Source organism: Thermopolyspora flexuosa (genome assembly GCF_006716785.1).
Classification (GTDB): Bacteria; Actinomycetota; Actinomycetes; order Streptosporangiales; family Streptosporangiaceae; genus Thermopolyspora; species Thermopolyspora flexuosa.
This window is the reverse complement of the sequence record NZ_VFPQ01000001.1, coordinates 4,876,106-4,893,672: the sequence shown is the minus strand read 5'-3', so window position 1 is coordinate 4,893,672 and position 17,567 is coordinate 4,876,106. Positions and strand designations below refer to the sequence as shown.

At 73.7% G+C, this 17,567-nt stretch carries 17 protein-coding genes; 11 read left to right on the top strand and 6 right to left on the bottom strand.

The window, feature by feature from the left end:
* The first annotated feature begins 203 nt into the window (after positions 1–203).
* The 3 genes from FHX40_RS20990 to FHX40_RS20980 are packed head-to-tail and all read left to right on the top strand — an operon-like array spanning position 204 to position 2,360.
* Positions 204–998: a hypothetical protein gene (locus tag FHX40_RS20990; protein WP_142261201.1), complete on the top strand. Its 795-nt coding sequence runs from the start codon at positions 204–206 to the stop codon at positions 996–998.
* Positions 995–2,065 carry a glycosyltransferase gene (locus tag FHX40_RS20985; protein ID WP_142261200.1) on the top strand — a complete coding sequence of 357 codons (1,071 nt, stop codon included), beginning with the start codon at positions 995–997 and terminating at the stop codon, positions 2,063–2,065. The genes FHX40_RS20990 and FHX40_RS20985 overlap by 4 nt, the downstream gene beginning before the upstream one ends.
* A gap of 13 nt (positions 2,066–2,078) precedes the next feature.
* Complete coding sequence (locus FHX40_RS20980) at positions 2,079–2,360, top strand: metal-sensitive transcriptional regulator (protein ID WP_142261199.1); 282 nt, start codon at positions 2,079–2,081, stop codon at positions 2,358–2,360.
* Positions 2,361–2,944: 584 nt separating this feature from the next.
* Here the strand turns inward: FHX40_RS20980 and FHX40_RS20970 are convergent.
* Positions 2,945–4,285 carry a hypothetical protein gene (locus FHX40_RS20970; RefSeq protein ID WP_142261197.1) on the bottom strand — a complete coding sequence of 447 codons (1,341 nt, stop codon included), beginning with the start codon at positions 4,283–4,285 and terminating at the stop codon, positions 2,945–2,947.
* A 130-nt stretch (positions 4,286–4,415) separates the two neighbouring features.
* A complete protein-coding gene (locus FHX40_RS20965) occupies positions 4,416–4,967 on the bottom strand; it encodes a gamma carbonic anhydrase family protein (RefSeq protein ID WP_142261196.1) in 552 nt (183 codons plus the stop codon).
* A gap of 173 nt (positions 4,968–5,140) precedes the next feature.
* Between FHX40_RS20965 and FHX40_RS20960 the strand changes: the two genes are divergently transcribed.
* Positions 5,141–6,418, top strand: coding sequence for a hypothetical protein (locus tag FHX40_RS20960; protein ID WP_142261195.1), 1,278 nt, complete (start codon positions 5,141–5,143; stop codon positions 6,416–6,418).
* Positions 6,419–6,547: 129 nt separating this feature from the next.
* Here FHX40_RS20960 and FHX40_RS20955 read toward each other — a convergent pair whose 3' ends face one another.
* Positions 6,548–6,769, bottom strand: coding sequence for a hypothetical protein (locus FHX40_RS20955; RefSeq protein ID WP_142261194.1), 222 nt, complete (start codon positions 6,767–6,769; stop codon positions 6,548–6,550).
* A 182-nt stretch (positions 6,770–6,951) separates the two neighbouring features.
* On the bottom strand, positions 6,952–7,704 hold the full coding sequence (locus FHX40_RS20950; RefSeq protein WP_142261193.1) for a GntR family transcriptional regulator: 753 nt from the start codon (positions 7,702–7,704) through the stop codon (positions 6,952–6,954).
* An 840-nt stretch (positions 7,705–8,544) separates the two neighbouring features.
* Between FHX40_RS20950 and FHX40_RS20945 the strand changes: the two genes are divergently transcribed.
* Positions 8,545–9,660, top strand: coding sequence for an ROK family transcriptional regulator (locus FHX40_RS20945; RefSeq protein WP_142261192.1), 1,116 nt, complete (start codon positions 8,545–8,547; stop codon positions 9,658–9,660).
* Between the two features lie 352 nt (positions 9,661–10,012).
* The gene (locus FHX40_RS20940; RefSeq protein WP_142261191.1) at positions 10,013–10,867 is read left to right on the top strand and encodes a formylglycine-generating enzyme family protein; all 855 of its coding nucleotides are present in this window, start codon (positions 10,013–10,015) and stop codon (positions 10,865–10,867) included.
* 111 nt (positions 10,868–10,978) lie between these two features.
* Here the strand turns inward: FHX40_RS20940 and FHX40_RS20935 are convergent, their stop codons facing one another.
* The gene (locus tag FHX40_RS20935; RefSeq protein ID WP_142261190.1) at positions 10,979–11,464 is read right to left on the bottom strand and encodes an NUDIX domain-containing protein; all 486 of its coding nucleotides are present in this window, start codon (positions 11,462–11,464) and stop codon (positions 10,979–10,981) included.
* A 242-nt stretch (positions 11,465–11,706) separates the two neighbouring features.
* Here FHX40_RS20935 and FHX40_RS20930 point away from each other — a divergent pair, with 242 nt between their 5' ends.
* The 5 genes from FHX40_RS20930 to FHX40_RS20910 all read left to right on the top strand — a co-directional run bounded on the left by FHX40_RS20930 (position 11,707) and on the right by FHX40_RS20910 (position 15,798).
* On the top strand, positions 11,707–12,150 hold the full coding sequence (locus FHX40_RS20930) for a TIGR03668 family PPOX class F420-dependent oxidoreductase (protein WP_142261189.1): 444 nt from the start codon (positions 11,707–11,709) through the stop codon (positions 12,148–12,150).
* 143 nt (positions 12,151–12,293) lie between these two features.
* The gene (locus FHX40_RS20925; protein ID WP_229788505.1) at positions 12,294–13,115 is read left to right on the top strand and encodes a PaaX family transcriptional regulator; all 822 of its coding nucleotides are present in this window, start codon (positions 12,294–12,296) and stop codon (positions 13,113–13,115) included.
* A gap of 40 nt (positions 13,116–13,155) precedes the next feature.
* Positions 13,156–14,646: an o-succinylbenzoate--CoA ligase gene (gene menE / locus FHX40_RS20920; RefSeq protein ID WP_142261188.1), complete on the top strand. Its 1,491-nt coding sequence runs from the start codon at positions 13,156–13,158 to the stop codon at positions 14,644–14,646.
* Positions 14,647–14,858: 212 nt separating this feature from the next.
* Positions 14,859–15,119 carry a hypothetical protein gene (locus FHX40_RS20915; RefSeq protein ID WP_142261187.1) on the top strand — a complete coding sequence of 87 codons (261 nt, stop codon included), beginning with the start codon at positions 14,859–14,861 and terminating at the stop codon, positions 15,117–15,119.
* 478 nt (positions 15,120–15,597) lie between these two features.
* Positions 15,598–15,798, top strand: coding sequence for a hypothetical protein (locus FHX40_RS20910; RefSeq protein WP_142261186.1), 201 nt, complete (start codon positions 15,598–15,600; stop codon positions 15,796–15,798).
* A 24-nt stretch (positions 15,799–15,822) separates the two neighbouring features.
* Here FHX40_RS20910 and FHX40_RS20905 read toward each other — a convergent pair whose 3' ends face one another.
* Positions 15,823–17,520: a GTPase gene (locus FHX40_RS20905; protein ID WP_142261185.1), complete on the bottom strand. Its 1,698-nt coding sequence runs from the start codon at positions 17,518–17,520 to the stop codon at positions 15,823–15,825.
* Between the last annotated feature and the right edge of the window lie 47 nt (positions 17,521–17,567).

The window sequence follows — 17,567 nt, the reverse complement described above, 5'->3', positions numbered from 1 at the left end:
AGGGCGAGATTCCGGTGTCCGGCGGGTGAGCGACGCCGTGCCGTACCCGAGAAAAATTCGCGTCCGGTCTGCGGTGACGGCCACACGGGCGGCGGATCATTTCCAGTGGTCACCGCGTCAAAATCGCCCTCATGCTTCTTTCGCATAACGGGAAAATCACGGTAACCTCAACGTCACGGCTGAGTTGACGGGGAGGGGGCGGCATGCGTGTGATCGTCACCGACGCCGAAGTCACCATGGCCGACGTTCTCTCGCTCCGCATGACGGTCGACAAGCCGCTCACCGACGGTGCCGAGCTCGTCCTGCGCCACCGCGGCACGGGAGCCGAGCGCCGGGTGGGGCTGGAGGCGACCGGGCAGCAGGCCGGGGCCGCCGAGGTGGCGGTCGCGCTGGAGCGGCTGGCGCTCACCCCCGGGCGGTGGGACGCCTACCTGCAGCAGGACGGCCCGCGCACCCGGATGACGAGCATCGATCCCGGTTTCTCGCTCGACCGGCTCGACGCGTACGCGCTGCGCCGCCGCGAGCTCGCCTACCGGGCCTACCGGACCCAGACCGGCTACCTCGCCCTGAAGATCGACGAGGCGCGGCCGGTCGCGGACGTGCGGGCGGTGTGGTTTCGCGAGGGCCGGTTCGAGGTCACCGGCCTGCTCGCGTACACCGGGTTCGCCGACGACGACGAGCGCCGCCGCGCGCACATGGAGCTGCGGCACCCCGAGGACCCCGACGTCGCGGTGAGCGCGCTCGCCACGGTGCGGGGGGTGCGCTTCCACGCGGCGCTGTCGCTCTGCGACGTGATCGCCGCGGCGCCCGACTTCGAGGGACTGTGGGAGCCGCTCCTGTTCGTCGACGGGCTCGACGATCCGCTGCCGCTCGGGGCGCGCATCGACGACGTGGACGGCCGCCGCCGGGTGCACTACCCGGCGACGACGGTCGACGGCGTCCGGATCCGGCCCTGCTACACCGCCGACGACGAGTTGCGGCTCGAGGTGGGCGGGTGAAGATCTGCTTCCTCGTCCCGTCGGCGTACGACATGCGCGGCGACGTCCGCGCCGTGATCAACCTCGCCGCCGAGCTCGCCCTCCGGCACGAGGTCGAGATCCTCAGCGTGCGGCGCACCCGGGAGAAGCCGTTCTTCCCGGTGCCGGACCGGGTCGGGCTGCGCTGGCTGATCGACCACCGCCCCGGTAAGCGCTCGCTGCTGCCGCGCGGCGGCGTGCGCGCCGAGGTGGAGGTGTGGCGGGCGCTGCGCGCGCTGCGCTGCGACGCGCTCGTCACCACCCGGCCCGCGCTCGCCGTACAGGCCGCGCGGCACGCGCCCAAGGGCATGGTCCGCGTCGCCCGGGAGTGGACGCGGCCGGCCGTGCCGAACCCGATCCGCCGCCACTACCCGCGGCTGTCGGCCGTGGTCGCCTCGACCGAGCGCACCCGGGAGGAGTGGCGGCGCGCCCTCGACGAGGCGGTGCCGGTGCACCACATCCCGGACGCGCTGCCGGTCGACCCGCTGCCGCGCTCCCGGCTCGACAACCGGATCGTCTCCGCGGGCGGCCGGTGGGTGCCGGTGAAGGGCTTCGACCGGCTGATCCGGGCGTTCGCCATCGTGGCGGACAAGCGTCCCGACTGGCGGCTGCGCCTGTACGGCGGGGGCTCGGAGGAGAAGCGGCTGCGCGGCCTCGTCGCCGAGCTGGGCCTGCACAACCACGTGTTCTTCATGGGCACCACCCCCGACCTGCCGGGCGAGTTCGCCAAGGCGTCGATCGTCGCGATCCCCTCGCTCGCCGAGACGCCCGGCATGACGGTGATCGAGGCGCTCGGCTGCGGCGTGCCGGTGCTCGGCTTCGAGGGCCGGCGCGGGCCGGAGGACTTCATCACCTCCGGCCGGGACGGGGTGCTCGTGCCCGAGGGCGAGGGCGAGATCGAGGCGTACGCGGCGGCGATGCTCGCCCTCATCGACGACGAGCGGCGGCGGCGCGCGCTCGCCGCCGGGGCGCTGGAGACGGCCGCGGGCTACGCCGCCTCCGCGGTCGCCGCCCGGTGGGAACGGGTTCTCGACGACCTGTGCCCTTGAGTACGGTTAGGTCATGCATGGCTACAGTGCCGATAAACGGTCCTATCTGACCCGGTTGCGCCGCATCGAGGGACAGGTCCGCGGGCTGTACCGCATGGTGGAAGAGGACGCCTACTGCATCGACATTCTCACCCAGGTGGCCGCGGCGACCCGCGCCCTCCAGGCCGTGGCGCTCGGCCTGCTCGAGGACCATGTACGGCACTGCGTCGCCGAGGCGATCGCCGGCGGCGGCCCCGAGGCCGAGGAGAAGATCAAGGAGGCATCGGCCGCCATCGCCCGCCTGGTGCGCTCCTGAGGGCCGCCGAGCGCGCCTCGGGGCCGGGCGCGGACCGGTCCGGAGCACTCCGAACGGGCCACGCAGAATGGGCCAGCCGTCGCGGTCTAGTCCGTCCCCGGAAACCGGTCCGGACATGACTAGTCCCGGACTCCGGCGGAGTCCGGGACCGTGGTTGCGAATGCCTCTTCGCCGATGCTTCGTCAGTGACCTGCCGAGGTCCGGAGGCCGAGTGCGTTGTCGAGCTCTTCCGTGGTGAGCCGCCGCTCGCTCAGGGCGACGGCGCTGAGCACCTCCGCGTAGAGGGCGATCTCGTCCAACGCGACACGGTCATGGACCCGCAGATCCAAGTTGTCGTGCCCCACCGCGTCGTCCTTCCTTCCGCAGCCCACACCCTCTTTGAGGTTACGACCGACGCGTCTTTCGCGACATGGCCCATAGGGACCATTCCTCATCTCCCCGGCTAGGTCATTTCGCTTTGCCGAGGTCACAATTCGATGAAACCCCTGGTCGGGCGGTGGTTCGCGCCGGTAGGGCCAGGTTGAGAAAAGATATAGAAAAGGTAAGGAAGAAATATATCGGTGGGGTTTGTAGCGACTCGTGAGTCAGTTGTGGTCGAGCCATGACGCGGTGGTCTGTGCGCCCGCCCGCCGGGTCCCGTCGTCGATGACCGGATCGTCCCGCTGGTGCAGCAGCGAGCGGGAGACCGCGGCGGCGACCGGGAAGCCGCGGGGCGGCGGCGGGGTGCCGGTCAGCCGGCACCAGGCGAGCCCGGTGGCGTACGCGGAGCCGAGCAGCGCCGCCGCGGTGTTCCGGTCCGGCGGCTCCAGCGGCGCGGGCAGCCCGTCCGCGTCCGGCCAGCAGCCGCGCAGCGGGTGGCGGGGGTCGGCGAGCGCCACGTACAGGGTGTTGCGCAGCTGCGGGTCGAGCCAGCCGTAGATCGACTCCACCGCGTTCGGGGCGACCGCGGCCACGTCGGCGGCGAGCAGCGACGCCGCCACCGCCCGCGGATCCGCGCCGGTCGCGGCGACGTACGACAGCGACTCGACCAGGTCGTAGAAGACGTGCCGGAAGTGCTCGCCGGGGGAGTGCTCGCCGATCACCGCGGCGGTGAGGTGGGGCGGCACCCGGGCGAGCCAGGTGCGCCGCACGTCGCCGCGCGGCCACGGCCGGTTCGGGGCGACCATGGCGAGCAGCGCGTCCGCCCGGGGCCGGAACCGCGCGTCCGAGCGCAGCACCTTGGCGGTCTGGCCCATCAGCCCGGCGAGCCGTAGCCCGGCCACCTGGGCGCCGGAGCCGATCCGCTCGCCGTACAGGTCGGCGAGGGCGTCGAGGCGGGTGCCGGGCAGCCAGCGGATCCAGTCGTCGCCGGGCAGCGGCCGGGCGAGGAACTCGCCGAACACGGTGAGCAGGGCCTCGTTGCCGTCGAAGGCGGGCGCGTAGGCGCACCACATGATCGTGCCCCACACCACCGCGACCGTGCTCGGCACGTCGTCGGCGAAGATGTCCGAGAACGGCCCGCCGTCCAGCGGGAAGTCCGCCTGCCGCAGGTCGCGCAGGGTGCTGATGAGCTCGCGGATCCCGTCGGTGATCTCGCGCGGCACGTCCGGGCCGACGAACGCCTGGGTGGAGCCCCGGTCGGCGGCGCAGTCGGCCGCGGCGGGCAGCAGCGAGACCGGCACGCGCGGCGCGGGCCGGGCCGGGCGCGCGGCGGCGCGCAGGTCGGGGCGCACCGGCGGGGCGGACAGGTGCCACACCCCGTCGGAGGGCTCGTAGCGGTACCAGCGGCCGTGCGCGCCGAACACCCAGCAGGCGCCCTCGGGGGTGACGAGCACCCGGTCGGCCATCGCCTGGGCGCGCGACGGCAGCGGGAGCTCGGCCCAGCGTGGGTCGGCCGCCATCTCCCGCACATCGCGTTCCATCGCCGCGAAGCCGTCCCAGTGCACGTCCGAAATGGTACTTGCGGGGTCCCGGCACGAGACGGGGCGCACAACCCGCGCAGCACACCCATCCGCCACGTCAGGCGCTCAGGTCACGCCGAGGACGGCATCCGGGGCCGGCATCGGGATGAGGGTTTCACAGCAGGCGCGTGGTCGGCCCGATCCGCCGGGCCTTGCGGTGCCGCTCGGCGTGCGCCTGATAGGTGTCCGGGGTGTGGGCGAAGGACGCCCGGTCGGCGTCGGTGAGCTCGCGGATCACCCGGCCCGGCACCCCGGCGACGAGCACGCCCGGCGGGACCCGCGTGCCCGGCGGCACCACCGCGCCCGCGGCGACCAGCGAGCCCGCGCCGATCCGCGCCCGGCCGAGCACGATCGCGCCGATGCCGATGAGCGCGCCGGTCTCCACGTACGCGCCGTGCACCATCGCCTTGTGGCCGAGGCTCACCCGGGGCTCCAGGATCGCCGGCTCGCCCGGGTCGGCGTGCAGGCAGCACAGGTCCTGGATGTTGCACTCCTCGGCGACCTCGATGCGCTCGCCGTCGCCCCGCAGGACCGCGCCGTACCATACGCTGGTGGCGCGGCCGAGCCGTACGCCCCCGACGATCACGGCACCGTGGGCCACGAAGGCCTCGGGATGGATCTCGGGCTCGGCGTCGTCCAGCGCGGCGATGTAACTCACGGTCTCCATATTCCCATCCGATCAGCGCGATCCCATCGAGGGGGCACGGGCGCGATGGCGCGTGCGGCATTTGCCGGCCAGGACGGCGGTTCGGGTTGCGTGACGCGCGGGATTGGCAGGAAAGTCGTCTCCTACGTGCCGCCGATCCCCGGCGATATCCCCCATCCACGGCAGGGCATGCGATGACGAACAGCGACAGCTTCTCCGACCTCATGAGCGAAGAGAACTTCGAAGTCGTGATGCGCGGCTACAGCCGCCGCCAGGTGCACGACTACATCAACCGGCTGCGCAACCAGATCCGCGACCTGGAGGAGCGGCTCGCGCGCACGCTGGAGCAGGCCGAGCAGAGCAGGATCGAGCTCGCCGAGGCGCGCCGCCGCCTCGCCGAGGCCCCGCAGGACTACGACGAGCTCGGCCAGCGGCTCAGCACGATCCTCAAACTCGGCGAGGAGGAGGCCGCGGCGAAGCGGCAGGCCGCCGAGCAGGAGGCGAACCAGCTCCGGGAGCGGGCGTCGGCCGAGGCCCAGCGGCTGCTCACCACCACCCAGGAGCAGGCCCAGGCGATGGTGTCCGCGGCCCACGCCGAGGCGGAGCGGCGGGTCGCCGAGGCCACCGCCACCGCGGAGCGGCTGCTCGCGCAGGCCGACGCCGAGGCCGAGGAGAAGCTCGCGACCGCCCAGGCCGAGGCCGAGGCGGCCCGCAGCGAGGCCCGCGCCGAGGCCGAACGCATGCTCGCCGACGCGCAGGCCCGCGCCACCGCCACGGTGAACGCGGCGAACGCCCAGGCGGAGGCGACGGTGCGCGAGGCCACCGCCCGCGCCGAGGCGATCCTCACCTCGGCCCAGCAGCGCGCCGCCCGGCTCGACGAGCACACCGGCCGCCGCGTGACGTACCTGACCGACACCCACGCCGAGGTGATGCGGCGGCTCAACGAGATCAGCACGGTGCTCGGCGACCTGCTGCACAAGGAGCACCTCGCCGGGCCGATCCTCGACGAGGCGTCCGTGGTGCCCCCGCCGCCCCAGATCAGCACCGAGGTGATCGAGCCCGGCCTCGAGCCGTCCCCGGACCGTTCCGCCGAGGAGGACCGGTACGGCGAGCCGGACGAGGCCCGTGCCGACGAGCCGCGTGACGACGCCGAGCCGCCCGCCGCCGAGGAGCCGCGCGACGACGAGCCGGTCCGCGAGCACGCGCACGACTACCGGCAGGAGTACCCGCACGAGCCCGGCCACGAGGGCGGCCGTGACCACGGCCCCGGCGGCGAGGCCGTGCCCGAGTACGGGCCCGAGCCGCACGACGGTCGGTTCGGCCACGCCGGCCCGGCCGCCGAGCACCACATCCCGAACGGCGGCTACCCCGAGCGGGACGACCGTGACGAGCGGCCCGGCGAGCACGCCGAGCGGCTGCCGGAGAACGACCTGTTCCGCGCCCGGACCCCGGCCCGTCCGGAGGACCGCTGACGGACCCGCCCGGCCCGTGCCGGCCAGCCGGTGCCGCATGGCCCGAGGGCGTGAGCGGGCCGACGACGACGCGCCATCGCACCACGGAAGCCTCCGCCCCGCGGAGGCTTCCGCGCGTCCGGGCCGGGCTCAGCCGGGGTCCACGGAGCGCGCGAGTTCCTCCTGCTCCCGCAGCTTCTCCTGGAGGCCCTCCGGGTCGTCGGCGTCGACCGTCATCGCGCAGCCCGCCTCCCGCTGGGCGGCGGTGAGGGGATGGTGCCGGGTCGCCCACCATCGCCCGGCGTCGCTGCGCCAGATGGTCCAGTCCGGGTATGCCCGGGCGATCTCGGCGAGATGCCGGTCAACGGACATCCCTTCACCCCACCCGTATGTGCGGTCTACGACCCTCAACCTGCGCTGGATTCGACGAGTTTTCCCAGGAAACGAAGACGACTGGTGATCCTATCGCCCGACTTTTCGTCCGACTGCGATGCGTCGGTCGCGATGCCGCATGGAGCCTCCCCCCTTCGCCGGCCGCGCGTCGGCGGCCCCGCTCAGGCGTCGAAGTCGTACTGGAGCACGTACGAGGCGGAGTCGAGGATCATCTCGTTGAGCTCGACCGGCATGCCGCCGGTGGTGTACGCGGTGCGGCAGATCACGATCACCGGGGTGCCCGCCGGGAGCTTCAGCAGGTTCGCCTCCTGGGGGGTCGGCATGCGGGCGCGCACCTCCTCGGTGAAGTGCACGGGGCTGTAGCCGAGCTCCCCGAGCCGGGCGTAGACGCCACCCGGGCCGGTGTCGATCGCCGTGATCGCGGTGCCCTCGACGAGGTCGGCGGGAAAGTGCGAGGTGGCGAGCTGCACGGGACGTTTGTCGATCGAGTAGCGGCGGCGCCGGATCCACACGTCGTCGGTGTCGAGCAGCCGCGCGACCGCCTCGCTCGCGGGCACGCGCTCGACGTGGATCTCGTCCACCGTGTACGGACGGCCGCGGGTGTCGGCGTCCCAGATGGCCCGGCCCTGTGACCACTGCTGACGGGACAGACGCCGGGACCCGTGGCGCCGGATCGGCCGGAACAGACGGACGTAGACCCCGGATCCGCGCCGCGGTACGGCGAGCCCCTCGTTGATGAGCACGGCGAGGGCCTGCCGGGCGGTCGCCCGGGCGACGCCGTACTCGGCCATCAACGCGTTCTCGCCCGGCAGCCGGTCACCGTCACGGAGCTCGCCGCTGAGGATGCGGTTCCTCAGCGTGTCCGCGATCCGCCGATAAATCGGGGGCTCGTGAGGTACCGGGGATTCCGTCACGTTCGACCACCCTCTGTCACCAACCGGGTTTGGCGTCTCCAGAGAACTTGCCCCACATGCACCACGATCGCACAGATACCGGCCTTGTTCCCATGCTTGTTTCGCCGCGGGCATGTCTCCGCGGTGAGATTGCCAGGTTTTCGCCGTCCGAAATAGGCAAACGACCCCGCCCGGTAATGGGGCGGGCGACACCGCCGGGACGAAACCCGGCCGGTGTGCCGAACGCAATGCCGTGCGGTGCGTGGCCGTGCCGCGCGGGCCGTGACCGGGCCGCCCGGATCCCGCGGCGTGTCCCGGCCGTCCCGGCCCGTGATCATCCCCGGTAAGTACGGCGAACCAGTCCATTTCCGGGCCAATGTGGCGTAGCGCACAACGCGCTGACCTGCGGATTCTCGCCGCCCGGCGCACCGGCCGCCCGCGGATCGGCGCCGGGTACGGCGGGCCGGCGCCGCGGCGGAACCGCGCCGAGCGCCGGCGTGCCGCCCGCCGCGCGGGGAATCGCCCGCGTTCGCGAAACGTTCCCGCCCGATGCGGGCCGGTCGCCGCGGCGGCATCCGCGAAAACGCCGATGACCTGGCATTTCGCCGGGCGTGCCGGAGGAAACCGCACCGCCGCGCGACGCCCTGGCGATCACCGGCGGCGCGCGCGATACATTCCTCACAATCGCCAGACGCGTCACATGCGGGCAATCGTGCATCTGATACGGGCATGGCGCGATCTGCACCGCCGGGATATAGGAAGGTGGCGGTTCGGGAAGCCCGGCACGTCCGGGCCGTCCGGTATACGGAAAGTCTGGACTTCTTTTTTACTGACTAAATTTAGTTGAGAAGAAAAGGGGACATGGGCGAACTGACGGGGATCCACGCCTCGCCGCGGACCGCGATCCTCGCCACGCTCGGCCAGGCGGGGGCGCTGAGCCGTACCGAGCTCGCCCGGCGCCTCGGGCTCAGCCCGGCGACCGTGACCCAGGTGACCCGGCGGCTGCTCGCCGAGGGCCTCGTCCAGGAGCTCGACCGGGCGCCATCCCGGGGCGGCCGCCCCGCGCAGCTGCTGGGGCTCACCGGCGCCCCCGGGCGGGCGATCGGCGTGAAGATCGCCAAGGATCACGCCGTCGGCGTCGAGGTCCGGCTCGACGGCGTGCTGTTACAGAAACGGGAGATCCCCCTCGACGCGACCGCGCCCGACTGCCTCGACACCGTGGCCGCGCTGGTGGCCGCGCTCGCCTCGCGCGGTCCCCGGCTGCTCGGCGTCGGGGTGTGCGTGCCCGGGGTGGTCGACCGGCCGGGCAGCGGCGTGGTCGACTCGCGGCCGCTCGGCTGGACCTCGATGCCCGCCGGGGCCCGGCTGCGCGCCGCCCTCGACCTGCCGGTCCTCGTCGACAACGACGTCAACGCGCTCGCCGTCGCCGAGCGCCTGTACGGCAGGGGCCGCGGGTACCGCGACTTCATCGTGGTCGCGGTCGGCCAGGGGGTCGGGCTCGCCATCGTCGCCAACGGCGGGCTGGTGCGCGGCGCGACCGGCGGCGCGGGCGAGTTCGGGCACATGCCGGTCGCCGAGGGACCACGCTGCGGCTGCGGCAACCTCGGCTGCCTCGAGGCGGTCGTCGGGGCGGCGACGCTGCGGGCGCGCACCCGGCAGATGGAGCCGGCCACCGTGCTCGCCGAGGCCGGGGCGGTGCTCGGCCGGGCGATCGCCGGGCTGGTGAACATCCTCGACCCCGCCGCGGTCTTCGTGTCCGGCGAGGCGACCCGGCAGTGGGACCGCTGGCGGCCCGGTTTCGACGCGAGCTTCCCCGCCCACCTCACCCGCCCGCACCGGCACATCCCGGTGGAGATCGGCGCCTGGGACGACTCCCGGTGGGCGCACGGCGCGGCCGGCCTCGTGCTCGGCACCCCGCTCGGCGTGGTGCCGGGCACCGGCGAGCAGGGCGACCAGATCCGGGCCCGGCTCGCCTGACCGCGGTCGGGGACACGCGGCCTGCCGGGTGCGGATCGCGTATTTCGTGACGATCTATATAAGCGTGTCCCGCGTGCCGGACGGGGCCGCCGGGGGTACGGCGCCGGGCGGCGGGCCGTACCACGGCGCGGCGGTGACGGGACGGCCGTGCGGCGGTGTTCCCGGTGAGATCGGTCCGACACGGAGCGCGGCGTGCCGTGCGTGTGGACCGTTCCGGACGTGCCGTCGCATGGCCGCCCGCCACCGGTACTCCCTATGCTGTGGACCATCCGCGCGACGGATCGTCCGCCGCCCGGCAGGCGGCGCCGCGCGGACAGGTCCCTGACGGCGGAACGGGTCTAGGCTCCTGCTGATGCTTGTCGACTTTGATGTGCTGACCGAGGTGAGCCGTCTCGCCGGGCTCGCCGAGGAGGACCGATTCATCCTGGCGGATCAGATCGCCTGGAAGCTGGGCCCGGAGTGGGAGGCCCACGATCAGTTGGCCGGCGAGGCCCGCCTTCCCGTGGTGCGGCACCTGCGCACGCGCATGCTGTTCGCCGTCATCCCCGGTGGCTCGTACTTCATGGGGATGACCGAAGAGGAGGAGATGGCGGCGATCAACATCATCGGCGGTGACCGCATGCGCACCGCCCCGATGGTGGCCTGGTACGCCGCCGCGGCGCGCCCCGTGCACCGGGTCACGATCCGCCCCTTCCTGTGCGCGATCCGGCACGTGCCGTGGAGCGTGGCCGCCATGCTCAAGCCGGGGATCAACGAGGACTACAAGGGCTCGGTCATGGTCCCGGCGAAGGACACCTGGATGTTCCGCGAGCTGTTCGACGGGGCCCGGCTGCTGTCCGAGGCCGAGTGGGAGTGGATGGCGCGCGAGGGCGGCCGGGAGAGCTGGCTCGCGGTGCTCGCCCGCCGCGAGCCGAACCGGCCGCACGGCATGCGGCTCGGCCAGCCCCCCGCCGTGGAGAACCGGTGGGGCATCGAGCAGCTCCAGTCCGACGCCGGGGAGTGGGTGGCCGACTCCTGGCACCCCGACTTCACCGACGCCCCGGAGGAGGGCCAGGCGTGGGACCCGGAGGACCGGGCCGGCGTCAAGCGCGGGGCCCACAGCAACTGGCAGGCCGACCAGGAGGCGATCACCATGCACTGCGCCTTCCGCGAGCAGGCGCCCGACGGCGTGATCGCCGGCGTACGGCTCGCCCGCGACCTGCCCTGACCGCTCGCCCCGCCACCCGGACCGCGGCCCGTGAGCGCCGCCCGCGCGGCCCCGGCCACCCGGTCCGCAGCTCTCCGGCCGTGCCGTACCGACCTCCGGGCCATCCCCGGGTCAGAACGCGCCGAACGTCCGCCGCCACCAGGCGAACACGTCGGGCAGGGCGAGCGGCGTCCAGCGCGGCTGCGGCAGGCGGGCCGCCTCCTGCTCGGTCACCCAGCGCACGTCGCTGATCTCGACGCCGTCGGGCCGGGCGTCGGTGCCGGTGGCCGTGCAGCCGTACACGGTGGTGACGTACGCGCACTGGTCGCCGTTGGGGTAGACGCAGCGGAACTCGGGCCCGCCGTACACGCCGATGAGCCCCTGGATCCGGATGTCGAGCCCGACCTCCTCGCGCACCTCGCGCACGGCGGCGTCGGCGGGGGACTCGTCCGGCTCGATGATGCCGCCGGGCGGCGCCCACAGCGGCTCGGCCTCCGCGTGCAGCGCCATGAGCAGCCGTCCCCGCTCGTCGAAGACGCACGCGGCCACCGAGGGCAGCACCATGAGCTCGTTGCCGACCCGGGCGCGCAGCTTGGCGAGAAACTCCGGTATGGGCACGGTCAGCGTCTCCTCACGTCGGGCGGGCGCGTCACGATCAACGGCACCACGCTACGGCACTGCGCCGCGGCACGTGCCGGGTTCGGCCCTCGGAGAACCCCTGGACAACGGGCCGTGCGCCGGCCCGGGACCTCGCCGGGAGGCCGCGTTCCCGCGTTTCCCCGGCTTGGTGGATCTCCGTCACTAGGCTGGTGGGTACCGGCGACCGAGGGCGGGCGCGGGCGGACGGTCTGGGGGTGCCGATGGACGCCGACGAGGCGCGGGCGCGGTTCTCCGGCAGCCGGGTGGCGCACCTCGCCACCGCGGACGCCATGGGACGGCCGCACCTGGTGCCGTGCACCTTCGCCGTCGCCGGCGACCTGATCTACACCGCCGTCGACCACAAGCCGAAGACCACCCGCCACCTGCGGCGGCTGCGGAACATCCGGGAGAACCCGCAGGTGTCCCTGCTCGCCGACCACTACGAGGAGGACTGGGACCGGCTGTGGTGGGTGCGCGCCGACGGCCGGGCGCGGATCCTCGACGACGAGGCGGGCGAGGACGCGGACCAGGTACGGCGGGCCGCCCTCGCGCTCCTCGCGCGCCGGTACGAGCAGTACCGGGACCGCCCGCCCGAGGGACCGGTGATCGAGATCGCCGTGGCGCGCTGGTCCGGCTGGGTGGCGTCGCGGCCGCGGCGGCGGTGACCCGTGCGGTGCGCCGTGCGGAGCGGGACGATCCTTCGTAGGGCATTTGTCTGGCGAGTGTCGCCAAAATGCCCAACTTTGTGAGAGCATGGCGACCGCAACAGGAGGATGTCGTGGCGGTGAGGACGCAGGAGTCATCTGCCGTGGGCGCGGGTCTGCGGCCCCAGGCCGTGATGCTGACCTTCCTCGGCAACTATGTCTACGGCAGCGACATCTGCGTGTTCTCCGGCAGCTTCATCGAGGTGTTCGCCCGGGTGGGGGTCTCCGCGGAGGCGACCCGCTCGACGCTCACCCGCATGGTGAACCGCGGGCTGCTGCGCCGCCAGCGGCAGGGCCGCCGCATGTACTTCGGCCTCACCCGCCGCACCGTGGACATCCTCAAGGACGGTGAGCAGCGCGTCTGGCACACCGGCGTGGTCAACACCGACGAGCGGGACCGCTGGACGCTGATCGGCTTCTCGCTGCCCGAGTCGTGGCAGCGGGAGCGGCACGAGCTGCGGTCCCGGCTCATCTGGGCCGGGTTCGGCCCGCTGCAGAACGGGCTGTGGATCGCTCCCGCCGAGGTCGACGTGACCGAAATCGTCAAGGACCTCGGCGCGCAGGCGAACGTGAAGGTGTTCGCCGCCGAGCCGCTGCCCCCGACCGACATGCGCCGGCTGGTGCAGGACGCCTACAACCTCACCGACCTGGAAGGGCGCTACCGCGCCTTCCTCGACCGCTGGGACCGCCCCGAGCCGTTGCCGGAGGCCGCCGACGATCTCGTCCGATCGCTGGTGATGCTCACCGAGTGGCTGCAGATCATCCGGACCGATCCCCGCCTGCCGCTGCGCTACCTGCCTCCGGACTGGCCGGCCGAGCGCGCCCAGCGCGTCTGCCACGAGCTGTACCGGCGCTTCCGCCCGGAGGCGACGCGGGTCGCCTCCGAGATCCTCGACACGGTCCCCGACGCCGATCCCCCCAGGTAGCCCTCGCGGGAGCGGGCTGCCGAGTAGCAAGGAGCAGCAGATGCGCAATCAGGGCATTGGGTCCTGGCCACGGCGGCGTGCCCGGATGACGCCGAAGAAGGTGGCACTCACCTGCGACGGACGCGACTTCACCTACGCCGAGCTCGCCGAGCGGGTCGACCGGCTCGCGAACGCCCTCCGCGGGCTCGGGGTACGGCGCGGCGACCGGGTGGCCTACCTCGGCGCCAACCACAACTCCCTGGCGGAGACGCTGTTCGCCCTCGGCCTGCTCGGCGCGGTGTTCGTACCGCTCAACCACCGCCTCACCGCCCCCGAACTCCAGTACATCCTCGAGGACAGCGGCGCCGAGCTGCTGGTCTGCGGCCGGTCGCACCGCCACATGGCCGAGCAGCTCAAGGTGAAGCGCACGGTCGTCGACGACGAGGGCGGCGAGTACGAGAAGCTGATCGCCTCGGGCGCGCCGGAGCCGATCGACGAGGAGGTCTCCCTCGGCGACCTCTGCCTGATCATGTACACCTCGGGCACCACCGGCAGGCCCAAGGGCGCCATGCTCAGCCACGGCAACCTGACGTGGAACACCTACAACCTCATGGTCGACGTCGACCTCACCAGCAGCGAGGTCACGCTGATCAGCGCCCCGCTGTTCCACATCGCCGCGCTCGCCCAGACCCTGCTGCCCACCCTGATCAAGGGCGGCCGGTCGATCCTCGAGGCGTCGTTCGATGTCGACCGCACCTACGACCTGATCGAGTCCGAGCGGGTCACGATCATGTTCGGGGTGCCCGCGATGTTCAACTTCATCGCCCAGTCCCCGCGCTGGGAGACCGCCGACCTGTCGAGCCTGCGCAACCTGCTGTGCGGCGGCGCGCCGGTGCCGGAGCCGCTGATCCGCCGCTACCAGGAGCGCGGCCTCACCTTCCTGCAGGGCTACGGCATGACCGAGACCTCGCCGGGCGCGCTGTTCCTCAGCGCCGAGGACTCGGTGCGCAAGGCGGGCACCGCCGGGGTGCCGTGTTTCTTCACCGACGTGCGCGTGGTCACCGCGGACGGCCGGGACGCCGCCCCCGGCGAGCCGGGCGAGGTGATCGTGCAGGGGCCGAACGTGATGCTCGGCTACTGGAACCGGCCCGAGGCGACCGCGGAGGCGCTGCGCGACGGCTGGTTCCACTCCGGCGACATCGCGATCAAGGACGAGGAGGGGTACGCCCGGATCGCCGACCGCCTCAAGGACATGATCATCTCGGGCGGCGAGAACATCTACCCGGCCGAGGTCGAGGAGGTGCTCTACGGCCACCCGGCGGTCGCCGAGTGCGCGGTGATCGGCGTGCCCGACGAGCGGTGGGGCGAGGTGGGCAAGGCGATCGTGGTGCTGCGCCCCGGCATGTCCGCCACCGCCGAGGAGATCATCAAGTTCTTCGACGGCCGCCTGGCGCGTTACAAGATCCCGAAGCACGTGGAATTCGTGGACGCCCTGCCGCGTAACGGTTCCGGCAAGATCCTCAAGCATGTGCTCCGCGAGCGCCACGGGTGACCGTACGGTACGGCACGGCGCACGCCCGGCCCGGCGGTGCTGTGAACCGCCGGCCGGGCGGTAGCCGTACCGGAGGGTGATCCCGGACCCGGAGCGGAGTCGATGGTGGTAGGGGTTCACGGGCCGTATGGAGCGGTCCGCGGCAACGTGCCTTATCAGGCTTTGTACTATCTATGGCTTAGAACAGGGCCGAGACCGGGGTGGGGGAGACGATGACGATGCTCTCGGAGCGACGAGTGGGGGACGGCCTGCCTCCGGTCTGGCCGGCTGACCGCTACGAGGTGATCTGCGAGCGGGGCGAGTCCTTCGGCAGCACGCGGGACCGTTACCACTACGCCAAGTACGCGATGGAGTCCGCTCGCGCGCTCGAGAAGGCGGGGCTCGCCCGCCGGGTGCTCGTGATCCGGATGGCCGACGACACGGTGATCTACGACCGCGCCCAGGGCATCGAGCTGCCGCCCGAGGAGTGGTGACCGCCGGGCCGGTCGAGCCGCCGTCGCGCACGCGGGACGAACGGGGCGGGAGGGGCAAGGCCCCGGCGTCCGGTCGCGTGCGGGGCACTGCCCGGTGAGCGACCGGGCCGGCCGGACGTGAACATCCGCGGCAGCATCCCGAGGCATACCGAGCACGCCCGCGCACGCGGGTGAGCGCTTCACCACGTGCGTCCGGGTGATGTGCGCCGCAGTCCTCCGGCGGCGTGGCATGGCGCGGGCCTTTTCGGGCCGTGTGCGAGGGCCTCGCGTGCTCCCGATGGGGCCGTCGGGAGGCCCCGACGCCCTATTGATCTGACATCTCCAGTCATGATCTGTTGGCCCTTATTGTCGAGTCGATCTGCCGTCCCGGTAGGCCGCGCAACGGCCTCTCGACCGGACGGAAGCGGTGGGCGCTTCCGGTGCCGGTGCCCCTCGTCATGCCGGCGGCGCTCCTCAGCTCAAGGCCACCGGCTCGGCGATGAACCGCCGGTGGGAGCGCAACACCTCCGACACCGTCAACGTGACCACGACCGTACACCCGATCGGCCGGCCGGGCGGGCACACGCTGAAGTGCCGGATGGCCGACCCGGCCGTGATCCTGCAGCGGCTCGAGATCGACACCGGCAGGCTTGAGGCGAGCCACCTCGACCCGCCGGAGAGCATGCGCGCAGGCCGCTGACGCCGCCGTCCGCCGGGTGCGCGCTCAGGCCGACTTGGCGACGGCCACGTGGCGGGCGAAGCGGCGGTGGCGCTCGAGTTCGGCCGCGACCGGGGCGAGCACCAGGTCGCGGCCGACGCGCCGCATGGCCGCGTGCAGCAGCCGGGCGGTACGGCGGGCCCGGCGGCGGCCGCCCGCCCAGGCGGTGAGGCGGGCGGCGAGCGCGGTGAGCAGCCCGGCGAGCACCCCGCCGAGGAAGAGCACGGTCGGCCAGGGCAGCTCGCCGAGCGTCGGCGTCGGCGGGGCGGGCAGCCGCAGCCAGTCGAGCGCGAACAGGCCGAGCAGCCACAGCAGGCCCGCGGCCGCAACGGCGAGAAGCAGCCACTGCCAGGCGCCCACGATCCGCCACCAGCGCGGCGGCCGCGCCTCGCCCCAGCCGGTGGCGACCGCGTGGTCGAGCGCGTCGGGCAGCTCGGCGAGCCGCGAGGTGGCGGCCCGCCGTACCGCGGCGGCCCACGGGGCGGGCAGCCCCTCCGCGGCGCGCTCGGCCACGTCCCGGATCGCGGTCTCCACCCGGGACCGCTGCACCGCGGAGGCGGGCGGGAGCGAGGTGCGGTCGGCCGACCGGCCGGAGGCGCCGGTGGCGAGGCGGAGGCGGCGCAGCGGGTCCGGCCGCAGCCGGCGCAGGCCACGGGTGACCGGCCAGCCGGTGGCGGCCACCGCGCGGTGGCGGTGCGCCTTCGCCACCGCCTCGACCACGAGCGGCACCCCGGCCGCCTCGGCGAGCGCCGCGGTGAGCGGCGGGGCGCACCCGGCCACCGCGTCCGGCCGGGCGGTCCGCTCGCCGCCCCGCCCGTCGGCGCGGCCGCCGGTGGCGGCGGCGAGCTGCCACCACTGCGCGGGCCCCCGCTCCGGCGGCGGCCCCGCCGCCCGGTCGAGCGCGGCGGCGGCGAGCGCGGCGTCCGCGGCGAGCCGGTCGGCCCAGGCGCGCCGCCGGGACACCGAGGCGGCGAGCATCCACCGCAGGTCGGGCAGGCCCGCCCCGGTCACCGCCGAGGCGGCGACGAGCCGTACCCGCTCCAGCCCGTCCTCGGCGAGCAGGCGGCGCAGGTCGGCGAGGCAGGCGTCGACGGCGTGCGGGGGCAGCCGGTCGATCTGGTTGAGCACGACCACGGTGACGTCGCCGTGCCGGGCGAGCGGGCGCAGGTAGCGCTCGTGCACCGCCGCGTCGGCGTACTTCTGCGGGTCGAGCACCCACACCAGCAGGTCGACGAGCCCGACGAGCCGGTTCACCTCGAGCCGGTGGGACGCCTCGATCGAGTCGTGGTCGGGCAGGTCGAGCAGGATGAGCCCGCCCGGCTCCCGCTCGGCCGGGTGGGCGGACGGGTCGACGACGTGGCGGCGCGGCACCTGGAGCCAGTCGAGCAGCGGCCCGGCGCCCTCCGGGTCCCACACCGCCGCCTGGGCCGCGGCGGTGGTGGGCCGGGTGACGCCGACCTTCGCCACGGGCGCGCCGACGAGCGCGTTGAACAGCGAGGACTTGCCGCTGCCGGTCGCCCCGGCGAGCGCCACCACGGTGTGGCCGACCGACAGGCCGCGCCGTACCCCGGCCCGGGCGGTCACCTCGCGGGCGGCCGCCACCACCGCCGGGTCGAGCCGCCCGTCGGCGAGCTCGGCCGCCGCGGCGAGCGCGTCCAGCCGCTCGTCGAGGGAGACCGCGCTGCGGCGCCGTACCAGCGTCATCGGGCGCCTCCCCGATGGCCGCCGTCACCGCCCGGCGTACGGTGCGC

Excerpts from the sequence above, each read along its gene's own strand:
- FHX40_RS20945 (WP_142261192.1), top strand. The coding sequence starts at position 8,545 with ATGGGCGAACTGACGGGGATCCACGCCTCGCCGCGGACCGCGATCCTC.
- FHX40_RS20905 (WP_142261185.1), bottom strand. The coding sequence starts at position 17,520 with ATGACGCTGGTACGGCGCCGCAGCGCGGTCTCCCTCGACGAGCGGCTG.
- FHX40_RS20910 (WP_142261186.1), top strand. The coding sequence starts at position 15,598 with ATGAACCGCCGGTGGGAGCGCAACACCTCCGACACCGTCAACGTGACC.
- FHX40_RS20960 (WP_142261195.1), top strand. The coding sequence starts at position 5,141 with ATGACGAACAGCGACAGCTTCTCCGACCTCATGAGCGAAGAGAACTTC.
- FHX40_RS20930 (WP_142261189.1), top strand. The coding sequence starts at position 11,707 with ATGGACGCCGACGAGGCGCGGGCGCGGTTCTCCGGCAGCCGGGTGGCG.
- FHX40_RS20965 (WP_142261196.1), bottom strand. The coding sequence starts at position 4,967 with ATGGAGACCGTGAGTTACATCGCCGCGCTGGACGACGCCGAGCCCGAG.
- FHX40_RS20990 (WP_142261201.1), top strand. The coding sequence starts at position 204 with ATGCGTGTGATCGTCACCGACGCCGAAGTCACCATGGCCGACGTTCTC.
- menE (WP_142261188.1), top strand. The coding sequence starts at position 13,156 with ATGCGCAATCAGGGCATTGGGTCCTGGCCACGGCGGCGTGCCCGGATG.
- FHX40_RS20940 (WP_142261191.1), top strand. The coding sequence starts at position 10,013 with ATGCTTGTCGACTTTGATGTGCTGACCGAGGTGAGCCGTCTCGCCGGG.
- FHX40_RS20980 (WP_142261199.1), top strand. The coding sequence starts at position 2,079 with ATGCATGGCTACAGTGCCGATAAACGGTCCTATCTGACCCGGTTGCGC.
- FHX40_RS20915 (WP_142261187.1), top strand. The coding sequence starts at position 14,859 with ATGACGATGCTCTCGGAGCGACGAGTGGGGGACGGCCTGCCTCCGGTC.
- FHX40_RS20955 (WP_142261194.1), bottom strand. The coding sequence starts at position 6,769 with ATGTCCGTTGACCGGCATCTCGCCGAGATCGCCCGGGCATACCCGGAC.